The organism is Silvibacterium acidisoli (assembly GCA_022870745.1).
Taxonomy (GTDB): domain Bacteria; phylum Acidobacteriota; class Terriglobia; order Terriglobales; family Acidobacteriaceae; genus Silvibacterium.
The window spans coordinates 3,313,004-3,334,338 of sequence record CP085323.1 but is presented as its reverse complement, the minus strand read 5'-3'; the positions used below and the strand labels follow the sequence as shown (position 1 = coordinate 3,334,338).

The window sequence follows — 21,335 nt, the reverse complement described above, 5'->3', positions numbered from 1 at the left end:
GCTGAAACCCTTTTACTCGTCATTTGCGCGCGGCCTGAAGGCCGCGCCTGCCTATTTCGAGATATCGACAGATCTAATTGCCGTCCGCAGGATCATCGCGCCTACGTAGGCTGCTCCGAAGCCGTTGTCGATGTTTACGACGGTCACGTTGGGTGAGCAGGAGTTGAGCATGCCGAGCAGTGCGGCGATACCTCCGAAGGAAGCTCCATAGCCGACGCTGGTGGGAACGGCGATGACCGGGCCGGCTACAAGCCCCCCCACTACGCTCGGCAACGCGCCTTCCATACCCGCGCAGACGATTACGGCCCTTGCGCGCTTCAACGCTTCGCCCTGCGAGAGGATGCGGTGCAGTCCGGCCACTCCCACGTCAACGATGCGTTCGACTTCGATGCCTAAATATTCGGCAGTGACGGCAGCTTCTTCGGCAACGGGCAAGTCGCTGGTGCCTGCGCAGACCACCGCGAGGGGTCCAAGCGGAAGCTTCGGTTCGGTCTGCTTCAGACCGATGATTGCGGCTGTCTCGTGAAAGACGGCTGCGGGTACGCGCTCACGGACAGCCACAGACATCTCCGGCGTGGCCTTGGTTGCGATGACATCGCCTCCGGCAGCGGCCATGCGTGTGAATATCTCGGCTACCTGCGCTGGGGTTTTGCTTTTCGCGTAGATGACTTCGGGAAGACCCAGACGAAGGCTGCGATGGTGGTCGATCTTCGCCACGCCAGCGTCTTCGTACGGGAGCTTTGACAGCTGCGCCAGGGCGTCCCGCGGTTCGGTCTGCCCGTTGCGAATACTTTCCAGCAATTCCAGGATCGATTCGCGGGTCATGCTTTCACGGAGCTTTCTGCGAAGGCGTGCAACGCGGCTTCGATCACTCGCTTGAGGGCGATATTGTGCTCGCGGGCTGCGCGGCGGCAATCCTCGTATTCCGGCATAGCGTTGCGGCGCTCCTGCTTGTCGGCGGCGAGCTTGATGCGAATGCTGCCGTAAGCCGTCTCGACCGTTTCGAAGCTGCGATTGAGGATAAGGCGCTCGTCCTGGCGCCTGCGAATGCCGAGCGTTGTCGTCTCCCGGAAGAGCAGTGCTTCGATGGCTCCAGCGTCAGCAGGGCGCGTAAGAACGGTAAGCAATGTTCCGAGCCGGCCCTTTTTCATCGTGACGGCCGACGACATCACATCGAGCGCGCCGTGCTCGAGCGCCAGCTCCATCGTGTGGGCGAGCACCTGCGGCGAGGCATCGTCGATGGCGCATTCGAGAACAGTAACGGAATCGGTTTCGTATTCTGGCGCCGGCGCATTTCCAAGCTCTCCGATAGAGAGTCGCAGCACATTCGGGAAGCGATCCGGGTTGCGTGTTCCTGCACCGTAGCCGATAACATTCGCCGTCATCACAGGGGCTTCAAAGCTGCATTCGAGGGCGCGAAGGAGCGCCGCGCCGGTGGGAGTGACCAGTTCTTTCTTCGGACCGTCGGAATAGGTCGGAATCCCCTTCAGCAATTCCGCTGTCGCGGGAGCAGGGACGGGAAAGCGTCCATGGGCGCACTCGACGAAACCGCTGCCAACATTCACGGGCGAAGCATACCAGCGGGCTACATCCAGGGATGTAAGACCGACCGCTCCACAGACGATATCCGTAATGGTGTCGACGGCTCCTACCTCGTGGAAGTGCACATCTTCCACCGCCATGCCATGAATCTTTGCTTCGGCGTGGGCGAGCAGCTCGAAGGTACGCAAAGCGAGCGACTTTGCATTCGCGGGCAGATGAGCTTGCGTGATCAGCTCGCGGATCTGCTTCCAGGTTCGTCCGTGCACGTGGGGATGATCGTGCTTGTGGTCGTGATCGTGTTTGTGATCATGACCGTGCTCATGCTTGTGGCTGTGGGAATGATCGTGGCCGTGAGAGTGGCCGTGATCATGGTCGTGGTGATGATGATCGTGCGCCCCTTCGGCGGGCTTGCCATCGGCCAGTACATCGACCTTGGTGGAGCGGATTCCGCTGCGATCCACTGCGTGGACGTGAAGCTCCGCGCCGATGCCCAGCGATTTCGCGGTGGACTGGAGTAGCTCAAGTGAAACTCCTGCATCGAGCAGGGATCCGAGGAGCATATCGCCGCTGATGCCGGCGAAACATTCGAGATAACCGATACGCATATTTTTCCTGGGGTCAGGCTCCGGCTCGAAGCAGCACTTCGACGGGTAGAATTTCGTTCATCGACCCGGAGCGGTATCCGTCGCAGTCGATGGCGACATATTGAAAACCAGCGGCTTTTACCTCGACCGAAATCTGCCGCATCTTTGCCGGATCGAGCACGCTGGCCATCTCGGATTCAGCGATTTCGATGCGGGCAACGGCGCCGTGGTGGCGCACACGGAAGTTGCGCAGGCCGAGAAGGCGAAGCCCTTCTTCGGCATCTTCGACCATTTTGAGGTTCTCCGGCGTGACGCGGCGCCCATACTCGATACGCGATGAGAGACAGGCCGATGCCGGCTTGTCCCAGATCTCCAGACCGGCTTCGCGGGCCAACGCGCGCACATCTGCCTTGGTCAGCCCTGCTTCGGCCAATGGCGCGGCGATGCGATGAGCCACGGCAGCACGCTGGCCGGGGCGAAAGTCCTTGCGGTCGTCGAGGTTCAGGCCATAGGCGACGGCGTCGAAACCAATGGCTTCGCGCTCTTTTTCAAGCGTGTCGAAGAGTTCGTCCTTGCAGTGGAAACAACGGTTTGCATCGTTCACGGCATAGGCTTCGCGTTCCAGCTCTGCGGTTTTCACGGTGCGGACGGCAATTCCCTGCCCCTCGGCGAAGGCGATCGCGTCACGGTAGTGGCTGCGCGGCAGGGAGGCCGAGTCTGCGATGATGGCAACGGCTTTTTCCCCGAGCACGCGGCTGGCCGACCACGCGAGGTAGGCAGAGTCGATGCCGCCCGAATAGGCAATGATGACGCTGCCAAGACGGCGGATGCACTCGTCCAGCCGCGCCTGGCCGGCACCCGGATCCGCGCCTGTATTCGTGGTTGCGACTTCGCTCATGCACCAGCTCCTGACCCCATCGATGGTAACTCCGAATGCGCTACGTGAGCGAATCTGCCGGGGTCGTCGTTGGCTAACCGCATCGAAGAACGTTAAGGTAAATAGATAGATGCCGGTTCTGGAGCTGCGTCCTACCCTTACCGAAGAAGAACGGCTCGATAAGCGAAAACTCATTATCAATGACGTCGTCGCGCTGTCGAGCCTGCTGGCCATTACATCGGCGCTGGCGGTGCTGACGTACGTCCTTTTCAGTTCCTACACGCAGCATAGGCAGACCCTGGGACAACGCTGGCTGGCGCGCGGCGATGCCGCCCTGGCTGCCGGGCGGCCGGCGCAGGCTGTCGAGGCGCTCCGGGCCGCTCTCGACTTCATCCCGGATCGCCAGACGGAGATCAAACTGGCGACCGCACTTGCAGACAGCGGCCGCTCCGCCGAAGCCATCGCCTATTTCAATTCCCTGCTCGAAGCGGAACCGGGCAATGGGCTGATTCATCTGCAGCTGGCGCGGCTTGCCGCAAAGCAGAACCATGAGCAGCTGGCCATCGACCACTACCGTGAAGCGCTGGACGGCGTATGGAATGGCGACGGCTACCAGCGGCGGCTTTCGGTGCGCCTTGAGCTCTCGCAATACCTGATGAGCCACGGCGATCCCGCAAGCGCGCGCAGCCAGTTGCTGATTGCGGAAGGCAACGCCGCAGACGACCCGGGAATCAAGCTGCGTATCGCATCGATGATGGAAGCAGCGCAGGATCCGGCGAGCGCTTACCATGTCTACCACCAGCTGGCGCAGCAAAAGCCTGCTCGAGTGGAGGCACTCGAAGGCGCTGGCCGCACAGCTTTCGCGCTTGGCCGTTATGCCGCCGCACGGACTTACCTGGACCGGGCTATCGCCCAGCCGGAGTTTGCCGGGCAATCCGAGGACGAGCGTGAGGCCTACCGCGCGATGTTTACCAACGCCCAGAGGTTGCTGGCGCTCTATCCCGCGCCGGAGCTTCGCGCCATGGAGCGTGCCCGCAGGGTTGTGAACGCGGTCGGGCTGGCCCGTGCGCGTCTCCAGGGCTGCTCTGAGAATGCCGCGCAGGCTCCGGCAAATCTGGCCGATTTGAACAATCGCTGGCAGCAGGTGCCAGCGAAGCTCACAGCCTCGGAGCTGGCCCGCGACCAGGATCAGGAGCAGAGCCTGATGCAGCTCGTGTACGACACCGAGGTGCAAACCGCGAATATCTGTGGCGCACCTACCGGCGACGATGCTCTTTTACTGAAACTCGCCCAATCGCAGGCAGAAGGAGAGCAACAGTGAAGGTTGAGATCCCGGCATCGGCCGCAGAAAGCGTTACCGCAGCCATCGCGGGCAAACCGGAGCCGAAGCGGCGTCCGTTCTCCGACATGCGGCGCATCGCGCCCACCCGCGACGAACGCCTCTTTCTTGTTTTGTCGATTTTTATTGGCGTTCTGTCGGGCCTGCTGGTCGTTTCCTTCCGCATTGCCATCGACTGGATCCGCGTGCTGATGCTGGGCTCGGTTCCGCATCCGGGGCAGTACCGGCTGCTGGTCGCTCCCGCGCTTACAGGCCTGGCAGTGGCGGCACTGGTGCAATGGGTTTTCCCGGCGGCGCGCGGCAGCGGCGTCAACCAGACCAAGGCCGCGCTGTACATCTACAACGGCTACATCTCGTTCAAGACCGTCATCGGCAAATTTATTACCGCTGCGCTGGCGATCGGAGCCGGGCACTCGCTCGGGCCGGAAGATCCGTCGCTGCAGATTGGCGCGGGCGTGGCCTCCATCGTGGCCCGGCATCTCAAGCTTTCGCGTGAGAAGCTGCGGCTATTTGCTCCCATCGGTGCGGCGGCAGGTCTCGCGGCCGCGTTTAACGCCCCTATTTCGGCGATCCTGTTTGTCATTGAAGAAGTGATCGGCAAGTGGAGCGCCGCGGTACTCGGTTCAATTGTGCTTTCCGCTATTTCGAGCGTCGTGGTCGCGCGCCGTTTTTGGGGATCGGAACCGATGTTCCGCATTCCGGCGGTTATCCTGCGCGACCCGCGCGAGCTGCTGGCATATGCAGTCCTGGGCGTCTTCGGCGGTATCTTTGCGCTGGTCTTTTCGAAGGCGCTTGGCTATCTTCGTCCCCGGCTGCGCGCCCTGCCGCGCTGGACGCAGGTGGCACAGCCTGCGATTGCCGGGCTCATGGTCGGCGCTATCGGATTCTTCGGGCTGCCGCAGGTGATGGGCCCAGGATACGGCGTAATGGACCAGGCCATGCATGGCCAGTTCGCCTGGAAGATGCTGTTTATCCTGGCTCTGTTCAAAATGCTGGCTACCACACTGTCGTTTTCAAGCGGCACGCCGGGCGGCATGTTTGCGCCGACGCTCTTTATCGGAGCGATGCTCGGTGCAGGCGTAGGCTCGTTCGAACAGGCATTCTTTCCACACTTCACCGGCACGATCGGCTCCTACGCGCTGGTCGGCATGGGCGTACTGTTTGCCGGCTTCCTGCGCGCTCCACTGACCTCGGTTTTCATGGTGCTGGAGGTGAGCGGAAACTACTCGATCATTCTGCCGGTGATTCTTGCGAACACCATCGCTTACCTGATGTCCCGCAGCCTCACCCCGGTTCCCATCTTCGAGGTCTTTACGCACCAGGATGGCCTGGAATTGCCTTCGATGGAAGAGCAGCGCGAGGAAAGCAGCCTGCATATAGAAGATGCAATCGAGCCGCTCAATTTACCGGTGCTGCGCGGCAGCGACACGATTGCCGCAGCTGCTTCATCGCTGGGCGAGTCGGGATCTCAGGCGTTGCTTGTTCAGGTCTGGGACGGGTCGTGGTACTGCATGTCCCGCGAAGAGCTGACGGGTGTGTCTGCGGCGCAGACTCCGGACACGCTGCTTGAAAAAGCCATCAAGCAGGATCGCACGCCGGTTCTGTTCCCGGATCTTCCGCTCGACACCACGCTGCACTACTTTCCCCGCTGGCCGGTTCTGCCGATTATGAACCGGGCGGTCAAGGGAAAAGTGGAAGGGGTGGTCACGCTCGAGAAGATCCTCAAGCGGTACCAGGAGTACTCCCACTGAAGTCTGCTTGCACGCCGGGTCACATCCCACTAGCCTAAGATTGCCGATCAATGCTGACTCTTTATCAAAGGCTGGTTCTGGGCGGACTCCTGCTGGTTGCTATCGTGACCGGCGTGAGCATGCTCGTCCGCACATCGTTTGTCGCGCTGGGCGCGGTGGACTCTTCGCAACATACGGCCGATGCCGCGCTGGCTGCACTGGCTGACGCACGTGCCTCGCTGGCGTCTGAAGAGATGTTGGCCGCGCGCGTGGCACACGGGGAAAGCGGCGTTCCGGCGGAGCTCGCGGCGAGGCAGCAGGAGACCCAGTCGCTGTTCGCCACTGCTCACTCGGCAGTGGATGCCTTTGCTCCGGATATCCCGGTCGCCGCGCTGGAAGCGCAGCATCGCGCCATCATTACCAATAACCATGAGAGCTACAGCGAACTGGCTGGCCGCCTGGAACAACTGAGCGCCACGACCACGAGTGCTTTTCGTACATTGCGCGCGCAGCATCGCGCGATCGTGGCGGACCTCGATCACCAGCAATCGCGCCTGCGCGCGAGATTGATCAGCGCCTGCGGAGCTGCCATAGTCACGGCCACCGCGGTCGCCGCCGTGATGATCTTTTTCGTGGTGGGTCCCATTCGCAGCACGGCAAAGACGGTTCGCCGCATCGGCCAGGGAGACCTGCAGCAGCGTATCGAGTGGCGTCAGAAGGACGATTTCGGCGTGATCACGGCCGAGATGAATCGCATGATCGCACGGCTGCGCGACCTGCGCGAAAGCGAATCGGGACGCCTGCAGATGGAACATCAGCTGAGCGACGCGGTCGTGCAGTCGATCTTCGAGCCGGTGATCGTGACGGACGCGAAGGGACGCGTGCTCAAGCTGAACCAGGCTTCGGTCGAGCTGCTGGGTAAAGGCTCGTCGGACAGGATGGTGCTGACCAATACGCCCGGCGGAGAAAAAATCCTGGAAGCGATCCGTATGGCCGTCTCCATGCAGCGCGCCTCTACCGGCGAAGGTGAAGCTGCGCTGTTGCCGATGCGCATCGGTGAAGAGCAGCGCAATTACCGCCTGCGCACCACGCCGATGCGCGACAGCGAAAACAAGCTGCTGGGAGCGGTCACGGTTCTTGAAGACATTACGCAATTGCAGGAAGTGGACCGCTTCAAGACGCGGTTTCTTTCTGTCGCCTCGCAGAAGCTGCGCGATCCGCTGCAGAGACTTCGACTTTCTCTCTATGCGCTCTCAAGAGGACACGCGGGCGAACTTCGCCCGCTGCAGTGCGACCTGGTCGGCGGTGCGGAGCAGGAAGCCGAGCAGTTGAATGACCTGATGGCCGACCTGATCGAGGTGGGTGAGCTTGAGACAGGCCGCCGCGAGATGAAGATCGAGAAGCTGCGTCCTTTCGATATTCTCAACGATGGTATCGCGCGACATCGCGGCGAGGCGCAAAGAAAGAGAATCGATATCGATCTGCGGGCCTACGAGGATCTGAGCTATGTCAATGCTGACCGCCGGGCAGCACGCAGCATTCTCGATAACCTCATTTCGAATGCGCTCCGCTACACGCCCGAGGGCGGCGAGATTCTGCTCGAAGCGACGGAGATGAAAGACAAGGTGCAGTTCTTCGTTCGCGATTCCGGCCGTGGTATTGAAGCAGAGCGCCTGCCGGGCATCTTCGGACGCTTTTCCGGCGGATCCGGCGAAGGCACCGGCCTGGGACTTGCGCTGGTGCGGCGGCTCGTGGAATCGCTGGGCGGCCAGGCATCGGTAGAAAGCAGGCTCGGCAGCGGAACCACCTTCAGCTTCACGCTGCCGATCGCAACCAGCGCAGCGACGCGGCATCCTGTGGAGGTGGGCTGATGGCCGATCTTTCTGACGAAATCCAGCCTCAGGTTGAGCCCGCGAAGCTGCGGGTGTATCTCGGCGCCGCCCCGGGAGTAGGCAAGACCTATCGCATGCTCGAGCAGGCACATGCTCTCAAGAGGCAGGGTGTCGATGTCGTCATCGGGCTGGTCGAGACACATGGCCGCGCCGAAACGGCGGCTTTGATCCAGGATCTTGAAAAGACACCGCTGCGGCTGGTGCCTTATCGCTCTGTAACGCTCGAAGAGATGGACCTCGATGCCATTCTCGCGCGGCATCCCAATACGTGCATCGTCGACGAGCTGGCGCACACGAATGTTCCGGGCTCGCGCAATCGCAAGCGCTATGAAGATGTGCTGGAGCTGCTGGATGCCGGCATCAACGTGATGACGGCGGTAAATATTCAGCATCTCGAAACGCTGAACGATGCGGTCTCGCGCTCGGCAAGCACTCAGGTCCGCGAAACCGTGCCGGACAGCTTTCTGAAGCGCGCCGATGAAGTCGTCAACGTCGATATCACAGTCGATGAGCTGCGGACCCGGCTCCGCGAGGGCAAGATCTATTCGCAGGAAAAGATCGAGCAGTCGCTCTCGAACTTCTTCCGCAAGGGCAACCTGAACATGCTGCGCGAGCTGGCCCTTCGCACCACGGCTGAGCAGGTGGGCAGCGCTGCTGCGCAGTACCGGCGCAACCAGGGTCTCGAGCAGGCGCCCATTCCAGAAAAAGTGATGGTCTGCCTCTCGTCCCGCCCTGGCACAGAGCGGCTGCTACGTGCCGGCTCCCGCATTGCGGGCAGGCTGGCAACCAACTGGTACGCGGTTTACGTGGAAACGGGCGGCGAAGACCGCAAGCACGGCGGCGATCCTGAAGCCGCGGCGCGCCTTGAAGAATACGAACGCATGGCACGCGAACTCGGCGCCAAGGTCGTCATCCTGAAGGGCAAGAGCGTCTCCGATAAGCTGATCGATTTTGCCCAGAGCGAGAATATTTCGCACGTCGTCTTCGGGCAATCCGCACGCTCGCGCTTCGACATCCTGTTGCGCGGCTCTGTCCTCAATCGGTTTCTGGCCGAGATGCGTGAGACGACGGTGCAGGTAGTTCCCATGAGGCGCGAGAAGAAGTAGTTCCTGCAGGAAGCAGAAAGCCCGGTCTGCTGACCGGGCTTTCTGCTTGTTTGGGATCACAACATATGAGGGGTGATCGGCTTTACGGAACCATGATGGGGCGGTTGCCCTGCATCGGAAATAGCCCAGTCGGTCCCTGTTCGGTCTGGTACTGCGGGCGGATGAGGAATCGTACGAAGAAGCCCACCGTCTGATTGGCGTAGTCGCGCGTGTTGTTGAACGACACGTACGCCCCGGCATACCAGTGATCGGTGAGATGATAGGCGCCCTCCGCATGCAGATCGTAGTTGCTGCCAACGACCGTCTGTCCTGCATAGCTGGGGTTGCTGTTCGCTACCTGCAATGCGGGATCGAGCGGGAAGAACGGGCTGGTGTCTTCCTGGAAAGCCTGCAGGCCGAAGGCGCCTGCAACCGTGTAATGGAAGTTGACGCCGTAGCGGCCGTTCCATGTCACCGGTACATTGGCGAGCATATAGGCCTGCGGGCTGAAGTATCCGCCCTGTCCATAGGTGAAGTAACGCAGGTTGTGCGTGTAGTGCATGCCGAAGAAATTCGTGCCGATGGTGAGGTCTCCGGTATCGGGCACTGTCAACACGCGCCAGTAGGCTCCGGCCACGCCATCGATACGGCTGTTGCTTTCAACATGATGGCCGGTGATGTACTGGCCTCCCATGCCGAAGTAGTAGCCGGACTGGGAATCGCCTTTGCCGAACTGCACGTTGCCGGCATTCGTCATCACGCCGCCCCAGATATTGCCGTCGTAGCCCGGGCCGACAGAACCGGGATCGCGCATGCCTCCGTATGACAGTTGCGAATCCTTGATGGGTTCACGAGAGAAGCGGAATGTAAGAGGACCAGCAGCGGGACGCCAGTTGAAGCGGCCCGTGGCGTTCGAGACAAGGAAGCCATAGGGTGTATAGCCGGCGGCAATCCCGAAGTTTGCTGTTGTGAGCTGTACTTCTCCGCCAACGCCTGCGAGGCTTTGCTGCGCCGGGGTCGCACCGACTGCCGCGGTCCCGAGGCGATTGGTACTGGTGCCGTCGGCTACGCCGGAATCGAGAAACGATGGCGAAACCACCAACGTAAGGCGCGCTGCGTTGCCAACAATCGCGGAGGCTTCGAAGGGCGCTTCAAGGGCGGTCAACTGATCGAACCCGGCAGTGCCGCTGCGATGGTTTACATATCCGGTACCGCCCATCCAGGGGCTATATCCGCCATCAATTGTCGCCAGCTGCATCTCGGCTTCTTCACGCGGATTGCGCATGTGCGGCGGACGCTTCGGTCCATAGGGTCCACGCAGCGGGGGCAGATCCTCCTGCTGCAATTGCTGATCGCTCGCGCCCTGCTGTTGCTGCTGCGCATTGTTGTTGACGGTGGTGGTTGTGGTGGTCACGGTCGTCTGCTTGACCTTGCGCCAACCGGGTGGAGGCGGAGCGATCTGCGACTGTGCGGGTGGAACCGTGGGCAGCGGCTCGGTCTGCGCGTACAGTTGCTGCTGCGGCATCTGCGTGAGGTGCATCTGCCTGTATGGCTGCGATTCAACCTGTTGCGCGGCCGGTGCGGTCTGCGGGGTCACGAACGCGGCATTCACCGGCTGCTCGGCAGTAGCCAGTGCTGTCGATGCGCGATTGTAAGCTTCCACGGAAGCAGAACCGCTGGGCACATAGCCGATCGCCGGACTCTGCTCGAGCGTAAGCTCTACTGGAGAAGATTCTGCCGCAGGGGATGGCGCGTTCTTCTGCCGTTTGCGAAGCTCTTCGAGTACATCGCCCGATGGCGCAATCTGACCTGAAGAAATGGTCAGGTGCAGCTGGGCGTCGTCCAGCATCTTCGGGCCTTCGGAACCTGAAGCAGTGATGCCAGAGCCACCGCGAAGGCTCCTGTCGGCGGGTGGAGGTTCTGGCGCGGCGAATGCGTTCTCAGGCTGCGAAGGAGACGCGGTCACTTTGGGTGCTTCGAGCGAAGAAGTGGGAACGGCGTTCGACTGTGGAACGTAGTCGCCGAGGCGCTCGCTGGAGTTTCCGTAGCTGCTGCCGGAAGTGCCCGTCGTGGTGGTGGTTGTATGCGTGGTCGTGTAGGTATGCGATGAAGTGCCTGTTGAAGCAGGACGATGATGATGAACTACCGGCGCTGGAGTGGTAACCGGCTTGGGAGCAACCGGTCTTGGAGTAACCGGTCTCAGAGCCGGAGCGGATGCCGGGCGTGCGGTCTTCTGCGCCGGCGGTGCATACGTTGTTGTCGTGGTGGTCGTCGTTGTCGTCTGGGTATTGCCGGACTGCGCGCTGCCCTCTCCGTTGAAGGTCACCGGGGCATGTCCCACGCTGTAGGGATCGGGGCCGTAGAGTCCGCTTCCTCCCGCTGCCGATGCGCTCTCGTAGCCGGGCAATGCGGGGCGCGCTGCTACGGTCCCCATGCCGTCGTTGGCATCGGGATTGAGCAGGCCGGCGAGCGTTCGCTGCTGTGCCGGGCGCGTTTCCAGGTCGGGCTTGTCGAGTGTATGCGCCAGCTTGTTAGCCGGGGTTTCATTCGGCATCGCATTGATCGAAGCCTGCCAGTAGGCAGCGGCACGAGGGTTGTCTCCGCGTGCCTGCTCGAAGCGGGCAGCAAGTGACAGGATGGAGGGGTCGTGCGGATAGGCATCGAGGGCCTGCCGCAGCCAGGCCTCGGCCTGGCGAAGATTGGGCACGGCCAGAGCCGCGCCGATCATGCCCTGGTAGTCGGCCGCGCTGGCATTGGTCATGTCGAGCGAGTTATAGATCGCCATGGCACGCTTCGCGTCTCCGGCCTTGACGTAAGCAGGAGCGAGCGTCTTACTCACACCGGGATTGTCGGGAAAGGCCTGTGAAGCTGTGTTGAGGATCTCGAGCGCGCGGCTGGTGCGGCCCGCGTCGACGGCCTGCCCGGCACGCTGCACGCTCCATGACGTCCAGATGGATTGCACGGTGCGGCGCTGGTCGTCAGTGAGATCGGTCCGGCCCCCGAGTGCCATCAGTGCGCGGTATAGCCCGCGATCGTCCTTGGTGTTGAAGAGCAGCCATGCATTCTGAATGGCAATGTCGCCGGGGATGACTCCTCCGGTAGAACGGTAGTGGGCCTGGATGCGTTGCAGCATCTGGGTTGCGGCGGCCTGGTTTCCGGTGGCTGCGTAGACTGCTGCGATAGTCTGCTGAAACTGCACATCGGCATCGAGCGAGCGGCGTGCATCGGGGGGCACCTGCTGCAACTGCGCTAGCGCGTCCTGATCGTGGCCGGTCTGATGCAGTGCGGAGAACAAACCCTTCCACGCATCGATGCGGCCGGGGTTTTGCGTGAGCACGTTGCGGTAGATCGTGTACGCCTGCTGCGGATTGTTCTGCTGCAGATAGATGGCGGCAAGCTGCAGTTGCAGCGGCACTGCCACGGTCTGCCCTGCATCTGCCTGTGCCTTGGCGGCACGCTGCAGGAAGCCGAGGGCCACGTCATCATGGTTCTGCTGCTGATAGATCGAAGCCAGCAGGGCGAGGAAGCCTGCGTCCTGCAAGGTTATTTCGTAGGTTGCGGGGGGAATGCGCTCGACGGTTTCGACGGCTTCGGCATCGTGTCCTGCTTCATGCTGCACTGAGACCAGCCCCTGCCATGCGCTCGCGTTATCCGGGTCATCTTCGATGATGTCGCGATATAGCCCCGCGGCCTGTGCGTAACGCTTGTCCTGCGCGAGCAGCCCTGCATACTGTAGGCGAGTTGCGGCTTTCATATTACGGCCATTGTCAGGAAAAGGCAGCGTAAGGGCGCGCGCGAGCACCTGCTGCGCTTCAGCATCCTGCCCGGTCGCGGTGTAGGCCGAGGCGAGATCGCCAAGATATTCGGGGTCGTTCGCGACTTCGTCGCGCACCACTGCCGGAAAACGCTGCGATGTGGCGATGGCCGCGGCGGAGTCACCGGCGCGCACCTGTGAAGCGAATAGCCCGCGCCAACCTCCGGCGAACTTCGGTTGCACCTGGGTGATGCGCAGATAGACGTTGGCTGCGTCGTTCGGGCGATTCGCTTTAAGGTACGTTCCGGCGAGCCCTTCGAGAGCTTCAGGGGCGTCAGGCCGCATTTGTAGCGCAGACTGATACTTATTCGCAGCCTCGTCGAGCCGGTTGTCGTTCAGAGCGGTGGTGCCCTGTTGAACGGAGAACCAGAAGTGAGAGGTGTTCAAGGCGTCGGAAACGGCTTTGTCGTTGGCTCCATGCTGCTGCGCCTGTTCCAGGTAGCCGATGGCATCTGCAAAGTTCCCCTGCTTCATGCGCACGAAACCCATGCCGGCAAGGGCACGAGGATTGTCGGGGTTCTTCTCTTCGATGGCGAGAAAACGGCTCTGCGCTTCGTCCACACGACCGGCGCTGAGCGCGCTATAGGCAGCCTGCTCGGGGCCACCCATGCCAGATGGCGCGGGAGTGTGCGCCTGGCGCGTCTGTGCTTCTTCGAAGGATTGCTGTAACTCCGCGTCCTTATGCTGGCGCAGGTAGTCGCGAATCTGTTCGGCGGCGCGAGGATTCTGCGAATCCCAGACGAGCGACTGGCGCAGCGCGGCCTGCGCCGCCGGTTCCTGCGTGTGCTCGCGCAGGATCGTTTCGCCTTCGTCGCGGGTCTGCGCGCGATAGGTAAGGATGCGGCCCAGGGTGATCGCATAGCGCGAGTCGTTGGGATATTTCTTTACCAGTCCTCGCAGCCCATTGACTGCGTCAGCTCGTCCACTGTCGGTACCCGCCTCGGTGTCGTAATAAGCGAGAGCCCAGTTGCCGTCGGGAGGATGCGATCCCCATACCTGGCGATAAATCTTCAAGGCTTCCTCAGCCTGCCCCTGCTGTGCGAGATGTGCCGCCTGCTGCAGCTGCGCGTTCTGTGCCGAGGTCGACTGCATGCTCTGGACAAGCGAGAGATTCGGATCCGCCGGGTTCACCTGCCGCAGGCGCGCCAGATATTTGTTTGCTTCGGCCTGATTGCCGGACATCTTCGCGGCGCGGGCAAGTCCGGCAAGCGCTTCGGTATTTTTCGGATCAGAAAGCAGCACCTGCTGCCAGGACTGTGCCGCCAGATCGATGTGGCCTGCCTGCTCCTGAGTGCGAGCACGCTCGAGCAGGATGGATACCGCAGATTGTGCATGACCCGGGGAAACAAATGTCGCCATCATGGCCGCGAGTGCAGCTGTCAGTCCCAGCTTCCGCAGGCGCGTCGTTATCGTTTTTTCCATGTAACCTTCAACTCTCCATCGCGGCCAAAGCGGAAGCGCCGATCCAGCCAGCCTTTGCCGAACATCACAAGGTTTTGATCGTAGTAAGCTGCCGGATGCCCGTACAGCCTGGTTCCGGGGTCCAGCTCTGCGGCGAGTCGCGTAATCTGCTTGTCGCGCACGGCTACCTTGCCGAGCGTGTCGAGATATGGAATGACGGCCGCAGAAAAGCCAACCGGTGCGCTCACGCTGATGGCTTCGCCCTGCTCACTTACCTGCTCGGGCGGATACTGATGCTCTGCCAGGTAGGTGGCCATGCCGGGTACGGCCAACATTGCTTCTTCTGCACCCGGAGTCTGGGGGTTCGTCATACCCGCCCAGAGGTACACACGGATGGCGTCGTAGCTGCCGAGCTTTGTGCTGCCGATGGTTTGCCCTGGAGCGGCAGCGGCGGCGAATCCGTTATGCAGATTGAAGCTCACCCAATCCATCGCATAGCCTTCACGGGCGCTGCGCGAGAGCAGAACCGGTAGCGTGTGGCTCAACGAAGCCCACGGTCCCGCAGGGTTGGCCTGCGCCATGCGCGTGGTCAACGGAAGCGGCGTATAACTCGGATTCAGTATCCATGTCTGGGCATCGGGATGAAAGCCTGTCGATCCCGGCTCAAGCACGGTGCCGAGTCCGGGAAGGTCTGTCACTTCCTGCGCGGCAATTTCGCTCGCCATGATCTTGCCAAGAGCTGAGTAGCGCGGCTCCTGCCAGAGACGTCCGGCTTCGGTCAGGCTATAGGCCATCCACAGATCGGCATCGGAAGCTGAATTCTGATCGACGAGCTTCCATTCGCCGTCCGCCGACTTGCCCCATGACCAGCCCGGCAGCCGCTGCGTCATATCGCCGCCCGCGAGGTTGTCGCGCGTCCAGTCGAGCAGTAATTCGAAGCGTGCGCGATCATTTGCCACCAGCGCGAAAAACATCGCGTAGGCCTGGCCCTCGGATGTCGTCAGATCGCCGCGCATAGGATCGATGACGCGCCCCTGTTCGCTGATGAAAGAAGCCGCATAGGCGTTCCACAAAGGCCACGAGGCTACGGCTGCCTGCGCCTGGCAGAGCACGGGCGACATCGCGAGCACGGCAGCCGCGAAGACCTTCGTAACGGTCCTGAGAAGTCGAAGCATGTTTACTCCTCGACCGCGCGGAGCCGCTGCCGTGCCCGCTTGCGCAGCCATGCGCGTATCCACACGGCGAACACGGCTGCGATGGCGAGCACACCGATTGCAATCATCCAGGGAGCGCGGGTAAACCATAAGTTCACTGCCATCCATAGGGGGAGTCTCCCGACGTGATAAACGTTGTTGCCGAGGCGAAATGACTGAAACTCCGTGCCATGCAGCACCGACACGGTTCCGGAGATATCACTCGACTGCGCAGCCTTTAAAAATGCCACAGTAAAAGGTTCATAACTTCCCGCGTCCTTGAGGCGAACGATAACCAGGGACCGATTGGAAGAGTAGGGCGATTCCAGGCCTTCGAGAATGGCGTCGGGCGAAACGTTCACGGAGAAGTCGCCGGATACCTGCTGGTCGCGGGTCCGAATCTTCCACCATGCGCGACGGAACGGGGCAAAAAAGCCTTCGGTGTCCTGCGCCTTCAATCCGCCATCGCTTAGTATCTGCACCGGCATATTGTCGGCGGCCTTGCTAATACCCGAGTTGTCCTGTGCCGTGCCGATTACGAGAAAGTCGCGGTCTTCGCCGGCGTGCATCGCTCCGGCATCGGCGACCGTTACACGCAGAACCGGGAATCCTGTCTCGGCCCCGAAGTGCGCCATCATTGTGAGGTAGAGTTCCACCTCCTGCGATGTCGGAGCCTCGGGCATGACTACCGTTGTCTGGCTCAGGTCTGCAAAACGCGTAAAGGGAAAGCCTGCGTTCGAGAACAACTCCAGATTAGGCATGGCAGCCCAGTGAGGAAATTGCCGCAGATCAAGATAGGACGATCGCAGAACCGAACCCTGCAGATTGATCGGCGTGGTATCGAGACACTGGCCTTTTTTCAGAACCTGGAAGGCGAAACCGACGTTGAGCGAGTTCGAGAACGGCCTGATGTTGACGACCGGGACACCCACATCTGCTGCGGTTTCCCTGGAACTGCCTTTGGAGGGCGTGAGCGGTACAGAGCCGATGTATCCGCCGTTGACGCGCACCTGCATGCTTGACGACGGGCCGATGGGCAGCGGGTTGTAGCGATAGTTCAGGTGCAGCAGAACATCCTGCTTGTCCGCGTAGTAGAGATCGGGAGGCAAGCGGAAGAAGGTCTGCACGGGCACCGATCCATCGGTCTGCAGCGATTCAATCGCAGAATAGTCCCACAGCGGAATTCTCTTATTAGTCTCCATCCATCTTGGAGCCGTATCGGCCTCACGGGGAGCAGGAAGAGTGAAGTCCTGCACGGTGGCGGTCGCTCCCTGGATACCATTCCAGTTCATCGCGAGCGCCTGCGCTGCTGTCAGCAACTGCTCGCCATCCGCTCCGGTCACGACCAGCACCTTGCCATGCGGGTCATCTGGATTCGTTCGAATCGCGAGCGTTGGAGCGCTGATGGGTCCAAGCTGGAGCGATGCCGGCAGAGTCGCCGGGTTTTCCGCAATCAGCACCACATTGCCTTGCGGAATGGTTCCGACGGAGACAGGAAAGCGTGCGGCGCGGTAGTCGGTAAGGATGCCAAAGTAAGAGGTCACAGCTCCAGCAGCCTGCAAGGCAATCTGCGATGGCTGACCGCTAAAGGAAATCGGAATCACCGGCTTGCGTGTAAGAGCCTCATCGAAGAACGGCAGAGGCAGAAACTTCAGGTCATCGGCGATCGGCAGCAAATCTCCGGAAAGGCTGACTGAAGTGCTCGGATCGATACGGCTCCACAGAACGCTGTTAGCCGGGTCTTCGCACTGCATTGTGTAGTGGCCGATAAACTCGAAGCTCAGTTCATTCTTGCGTACCAGCAGATCGGCAGGCAGGCTGATGTCGCGGTCGAGAATCGCTTCGTTCCCTGTCGTGGTGGCAGGCGGCAGCAGGGTCGCCACCAGCGTGCCGTTGAGTGCGACCTTGATATGGCTAAGCTGCGTGAGCAGGCCCGGCGAGAAGTGATAGACAAGGTGCAGTGAGGCCTGCTTCACCACCTGCTCATTTGGCAACGAAAAAAAGACGTTGCCCATGCCGTCGAACCCGCGCAGTTCGATCGGCGAGCTCAGCCCGAGATCCTTGAGGGTCAGCGTGGTCTGAAAGCTATTCGACGATGGAGCGGGTGTCTCAGCTTTTGTCGCTGTCGCTGTTACCTTTTTCGCGGTCGCCTGTGCCGCGTGCGCGGTAAAAGGCAGCGCGAGGAGCATTGTGAGAAGGATTGAGGATACGCTACCTACAGCCACGCCCCGGCGCGCGCCATCGGGCTTCTTGCGCAGGATCAGCGAACGGAAGGCTATCTTCAATCCGACGACCGACAGCTCGAAGATACGCTTGAGGCTTTCCATCGGCCGGTCGCTCTCGCGATGGTCGCCCCATGCCAGCCAGCGGTCCGCCCGCGAGTACAGAACCATCGTCAACATCTCTTCCTCAACCAGCGTGAGCGGCTCGAACTGCAGGTGCAGTGTCTTGCCGTCTCGTGCGACCAGTCGAGCTGGCAATTCTGCATCATCAACATGCAGGGCAAAGACCACTTGCAGAAGATCTCCCAGAACCATCTGTTCTGACTCTTCGAGAGACAATGACACGCCTCCGGTTGAGATATCTGCGGTTTGTGTATGCAGCACGCGGCCATCCGCAAGCTTCAGCTTGACTGGCGCAACCAGGTGAATGCGCACCTGCTGGCGCTGCTGAATCATCTCCTGCGCCACGGCGGTTGAAACACCGAGAATGACGATATTGAAGACGGTCCAGATTGCGTTCATCGCAATCGTGCCGGGATGGTCGCCATCCCAGACGCGGTTCAGTAGCGGCAGGGGGATATGAATGGATCGTGGAATCACCATCAGCAGGCCGAGGACATTAAAGAGCAGCATCACGATAAAAGGTTGTGCAATCGCTTTGTCGAAGTAGGTGCGGTTTACCACGCCGCCCTTGGCGGTTACGTCGAACTTGCCGAGCTTCGGATTTACCAGCGCGAGCAGAGTCGGCATCAGGATGTAAGGCGACAGCACGGTCTCATAGATCTCGTTCCAGAAAGAATGGCGATGCAGTCCCTGGATACGAGAGTTCGTGAGGTTCGAGAGAATGAGGTGCGGCAGTGCGTAAGCGAAGATCGCCGCCCAGTAGCCCGGCACATTGGTCTGCGATAGCAGCAGGTAGATGAGCGGCGAGGTGAGAAAGATCAATCTCGGCAATGCATACATGAAGTGCGTCATGGCATTGAAGTAGCAGAGCCGCTGCGCCAGCTTAAGCCCGCGGGCAGTGAGCGGATTGTCCGTGCGCAGAATCTGCACCATTCCGCGCGCCCAGCGAATGCGCTGCTTTACGTGGCCCGAGAGCCGCTCAGTCGCGAGCCCGGCGGCCTGCGGAATATTAATGTAAGCAGTGTTCCACTTGTTCATCTGCATGCGCAGGGATGTGTGTGCATCTTCGGTGACGGTCTCGACGGCAATGCCGCCGATCTCGTCGAGCGCCGTGCGGCGCAGCACCGCGCACGAGCCGCAGAAAAAGGTCGCGTTCCAGAAGTCATTCCCATCCTGAACGATGCCGTAGAACAGTTCGCCTTCGTTCGGAATAATGCGGAACTGGTTTAGATTCCTCTCAAATGGGTCCGGCGAGTAAAAGTGGTGCGGCGTCTGCAGCATGCCCAGGTTGCGATCGCGCAGAAACCAGCCGATGGTCATCTGCATGAAGCTGCGCGTAGGCACGTGATCGCAATCGAAGATAGCAACGTAAGGCGAGGTCAGCCGCTGCAGCGCGCGGTTAATGTTTCCCGCCTTCGCATGCTTGTTGTCGGAGCGCGTCATATAGCCGACCCCGGCCTCTTCGGCAAACTTGCGGAACTCCTCGCGCTTGCCGTCATCGAGGATGTAGACATGCAGCTTATCGGCCGGCCAGTCGATATTGAGCGAGGCGAGCGCGGTGTAGCGCACGATGCTCATCGGCTCGTTGTAGGTGGGGATCAGCAGATCGACGTGCGGCCACTCTTCGGGATTCTCAGGCAGCGGTACGGGCGCGCGGCGCAGCGGCCAGATGGTCTGCATGAATCCGAGAAAAAGAACGATAAATGCATAGGTCTCTGCCGCAACCAGCAACAGGATGAAAAACGCGTCGAGCGGTCCCCACTTGTTTCCCGGATCCAGGAAGAAATTCGCGACGGTACCGATCCGCCAACAGGCATAACGGACCGTCGCAAACAGCGACATCACCATCAGCGTGAGCGTAATCAGGTAGGAGTTCGACACGCGCGTCAGCCAGAACGCCAGAAACAGCATGACGACGCCGACGACGGTCTGCTGCGGCCATGTCAGCTGAAGCATGGCGAAAAAAGTCAGGCAGCAGAGCCCCAGGCCTATCAGAATGCCGCGAACAACCCTGAAACCACGCTCGTCACCTCCCGCCAATCCGTCTCCAATCGCGGAGAGGCTTGTCATTGTTCGCTCCAGCGCACTCCACGCGACTTACGGCGAACCGTGGCCCGCTGCCGGATCCACTCGGCAATCGCAACATAGTCTTCGTTCACCGGGGACTCGGGGGCGTAATCGGCAACAGTCACGCCTTCGGCGAGCGCTTCACTGACGTCGCTGCTCGACCGCAATTCGAGAGGCATGAGCCGGTCACCGAACTGCTCGTGGAGCAGAGCGCGAATATCCTCATGCATCGCCGCGGTGGGATCGAATCGGTTCAGCAGGTAATAAGGCTCTACGGGAGCGGACGTAGGCTCGGAGCGCTCAAAGAAGCTGTTTACCGCCTGGAGGCTGACCATCGAACTCATATCCGGCACGACCGGGACTATGACAGTGGGGGCCAGATCCAGAATCGCCTGCGCCAGCAGCTTCGAGGCAGTGCCCATGTCGATGAGAATGCGATCCACATTTGCGCTGTACTGCTGCAGAAGATCCGTCATCCAGCCGGTGTGCGCGGAAGGATCGGACGGATTGGCGTCGAGGCTTAGCAACTGGATCGGCACTTCGATGCCCTCTCCGCGGAAGGTGCGCAGCGCACCGGGCCGTAGCTCGCTCGCGCCGTAGTAGAAAGGCAAGGTTCCATAGGGAGTCGCATCGACCAGCAGTACACGTTCCCCGCGCGCGGCGAGAATGCGGCCAAGCGTCGCTACCAGACTGCTCTTACCGACTCCGCCGGCAAGCGAAAAGAAGGCAACGACCGGCACCGCCAGCTTCGGCACTTGGGGCGCGACGGGAAAACGATGTTCGCGGACAGGATCGAAGACCCCCATCAGGGCAGACCACCGTGCCGGGCGCTCAGGCACCGGAGACGTGACAGGAGAAGCAGCCGAATGATGTGCCCGGGGAACATGGTGCATGGGAGACGGTGCAGCGGGCTCCATGACTTCCTGCAGCGCTGTCTCCAGGAAGCCGAGGCGTGGCCCGGCAACCGATGGCTCTTCGTGATCGCGGCGAGGCTCGGCTACAGGCGCTGCGCTGGAGTTGCGCATGGGAGCCTGATCGAAGGACTCCTCATATGTATCCGCTGCGGGAATTTCCGGCGTGATGTCGTCTAGCGGATCAGCAACCGTTTCCAGTTCGGCGACTTGAGCACTCTGCTCAGCTGCGCGCTGGCGAGCCTGAGAGCGGATCTCGCGGCGGGAGGCGCTGAAATCTCTATATCTGGTCCCTGCCAGATTCGCCCATGAATAAAGCGTTGCGACGTCGTCCTGCGCTTGGCCCTGTGGGTCCTGCGATTCCCTGTTCATTGAATTCTTCTCCCGCTGCCGTCACCCCCCGTGGATGTGCAGGAAGGAAAGGTTGGGCAGGCCCCGAAATTTGCATCCAGTTTTTGCACGCGGAGGCATCGCTCCACCGGTCACCTTCCAGAGGTAACGATCGGGGAGCAGACGGCACACCAGCTGCTTTTTGCAACGACGGGTGGAACGGGG

Annotated in this window: 11 protein-coding genes; 4 read left to right on the top strand and 7 right to left on the bottom strand. The window is 61.0% G+C overall.

What is annotated here, in order from left to right; all coding sequences use genetic code 11:
* Positions 1 to 51 precede the first annotated feature (51 nt).
* The 3 genes from larB to larE are packed head-to-tail and all read right to left on the bottom strand — an operon-like array spanning position 52 to position 3,024.
* Positions 52 to 825 carry a nickel pincer cofactor biosynthesis protein LarB gene (gene larB / locus LJD29_RS14050; RefSeq protein WP_446742170.1) on the bottom strand — a complete coding sequence of 258 codons (774 nt, stop codon included), beginning with the start codon at positions 823 to 825 and terminating at the stop codon, positions 52 to 54.
* Complete coding sequence (gene larC / locus LJD29_RS14045) at positions 822 to 2,147, bottom strand: nickel pincer cofactor biosynthesis protein LarC (protein WP_446742169.1); 1,326 nt, start codon at positions 2,145 to 2,147, stop codon at positions 822 to 824. Before larC ends, larB begins: the two co-directional genes overlap by 4 nt.
* A gap of 13 nt (positions 2,148 to 2,160) precedes the next feature.
* Positions 2,161 to 3,024, bottom strand: a complete 864-nt coding sequence (larE, locus tag LJD29_RS14040) for an ATP-dependent sacrificial sulfur transferase LarE (protein ID WP_446742168.1) — start codon at positions 3,022 to 3,024, stop codon at positions 2,161 to 2,163.
* Positions 3,025 to 3,133: 109 nt separating this feature from the next.
* Between larE and LJD29_RS14035 the strand changes: the two genes are divergently transcribed.
* Genes LJD29_RS14035 through LJD29_RS14020 form a run of 4 tightly spaced genes read left to right on the top strand, consistent with a single transcriptional unit; the run spans position 3,134 to position 9,070 of the window.
* Positions 3,134 to 4,324, top strand: coding sequence for a tetratricopeptide repeat protein (locus LJD29_RS14035; RefSeq protein WP_446742167.1), 1,191 nt, complete (start codon positions 3,134 to 3,136; stop codon positions 4,322 to 4,324).
* The gene (locus LJD29_RS14030) at positions 4,321 to 6,093 is read left to right on the top strand and encodes a chloride channel protein (protein ID WP_446742166.1); all 1,773 of its coding nucleotides are present in this window, start codon (positions 4,321 to 4,323) and stop codon (positions 6,091 to 6,093) included. The genes LJD29_RS14035 and LJD29_RS14030 overlap by 4 nt, the downstream gene beginning before the upstream one ends.
* 50 nt (positions 6,094 to 6,143) lie before the next feature.
* Positions 6,144 to 7,943 (top strand): sensor histidine kinase, encoded by a 1,800-nt coding sequence (locus tag LJD29_RS14025; RefSeq protein ID WP_446742165.1) that lies wholly within the window; start codon positions 6,144 to 6,146, stop codon positions 7,941 to 7,943.
* The gene (locus LJD29_RS14020; protein ID WP_446742164.1) at positions 7,943 to 9,070 is read left to right on the top strand and encodes a universal stress protein; all 1,128 of its coding nucleotides are present in this window, start codon (positions 7,943 to 7,945) and stop codon (positions 9,068 to 9,070) included. Before LJD29_RS14025 ends, LJD29_RS14020 begins: the two co-directional genes overlap by 1 nt.
* A gap of 82 nt (positions 9,071 to 9,152) precedes the next feature.
* On the opposite strand, the gene LJD29_RS14015 is transcribed toward LJD29_RS14020, so the two are convergent.
* Genes LJD29_RS14015 through LJD29_RS14000 form a run of 4 tightly spaced genes read right to left on the bottom strand, consistent with a single transcriptional unit; the run spans position 9,153 to position 21,152 of the window.
* Positions 9,153 to 14,285: a cellulose synthase subunit BcsC-related outer membrane protein gene (locus LJD29_RS14015; protein ID WP_446742163.1), complete on the bottom strand. Its 5,133-nt coding sequence runs from the start codon at positions 14,283 to 14,285 to the stop codon at positions 9,153 to 9,155.
* On the bottom strand, positions 14,270 to 15,439 hold the full coding sequence (gene bcsZ, locus LJD29_RS14010; protein ID WP_446742162.1) for a cellulose synthase complex periplasmic endoglucanase BcsZ: 1,170 nt from the start codon (positions 15,437 to 15,439) through the stop codon (positions 14,270 to 14,272). The genes LJD29_RS14015 and bcsZ overlap by 16 nt, the downstream gene beginning before the upstream one ends.
* Positions 15,440 to 15,441: 2 nt before the next feature.
* Positions 15,442 to 19,872, bottom strand: a complete 4,431-nt coding sequence (bcsA, locus tag LJD29_RS14005) for a UDP-forming cellulose synthase catalytic subunit (RefSeq protein ID WP_446742161.1) — start codon at positions 19,870 to 19,872, stop codon at positions 15,442 to 15,444.
* Positions 19,869 to 21,152 (bottom strand): cellulose synthase operon protein YhjQ/BcsQ, encoded by a 1,284-nt coding sequence (locus LJD29_RS14000; protein ID WP_446742160.1) that lies wholly within the window; start codon positions 21,150 to 21,152, stop codon positions 19,869 to 19,871. The genes bcsA and LJD29_RS14000 overlap by 4 nt, the downstream gene beginning before the upstream one ends.
* Positions 21,153 to 21,335: the final 183 nt, after the last annotated feature.

What these genes read in the sequence shown, in the direction of transcription:
- LJD29_RS14020 (WP_446742164.1), top strand. Translation starts at nt 7,943, where the DNA reads ATGGCCGATCTTTCTGACGAAATCCAGCCTCAGGTTGAGCCCGCGAAG.
- LJD29_RS14015 (WP_446742163.1), bottom strand. Translation starts at nt 14,285, where the DNA reads ATGGAAAAAACGATAACGACGCGCCTGCGGAAGCTGGGACTGACAGCT.
- larE (WP_446742168.1), bottom strand. Translation starts at nt 3,024, where the DNA reads ATGAGCGAAGTCGCAACCACGAATACAGGCGCGGATCCGGGTGCCGGC.
- LJD29_RS14000 (WP_446742160.1), bottom strand. Translation starts at nt 21,152, where the DNA reads ATGAACAGGGAATCGCAGGACCCACAGGGCCAAGCGCAGGACGACGTC.
- bcsZ (WP_446742162.1), bottom strand. Translation starts at nt 15,439, where the DNA reads ATGCTTCGACTTCTCAGGACCGTTACGAAGGTCTTCGCGGCTGCCGTG.
- LJD29_RS14025 (WP_446742165.1), top strand. Translation starts at nt 6,144, where the DNA reads ATGCTGACTCTTTATCAAAGGCTGGTTCTGGGCGGACTCCTGCTGGTT.
- larC (WP_446742169.1), bottom strand. Translation starts at nt 2,147, where the DNA reads ATGCGTATCGGTTATCTCGAATGTTTCGCCGGCATCAGCGGCGATATG.
- LJD29_RS14035 (WP_446742167.1), top strand. Translation starts at nt 3,134, where the DNA reads ATGCCGGTTCTGGAGCTGCGTCCTACCCTTACCGAAGAAGAACGGCTC.
- bcsA (WP_446742161.1), bottom strand. Translation starts at nt 19,872, where the DNA reads ATGACAAGCCTCTCCGCGATTGGAGACGGATTGGCGGGAGGTGACGAG.
- larB (WP_446742170.1), bottom strand. Translation starts at nt 825, where the DNA reads ATGACCCGCGAATCGATCCTGGAATTGCTGGAAAGTATTCGCAACGGG.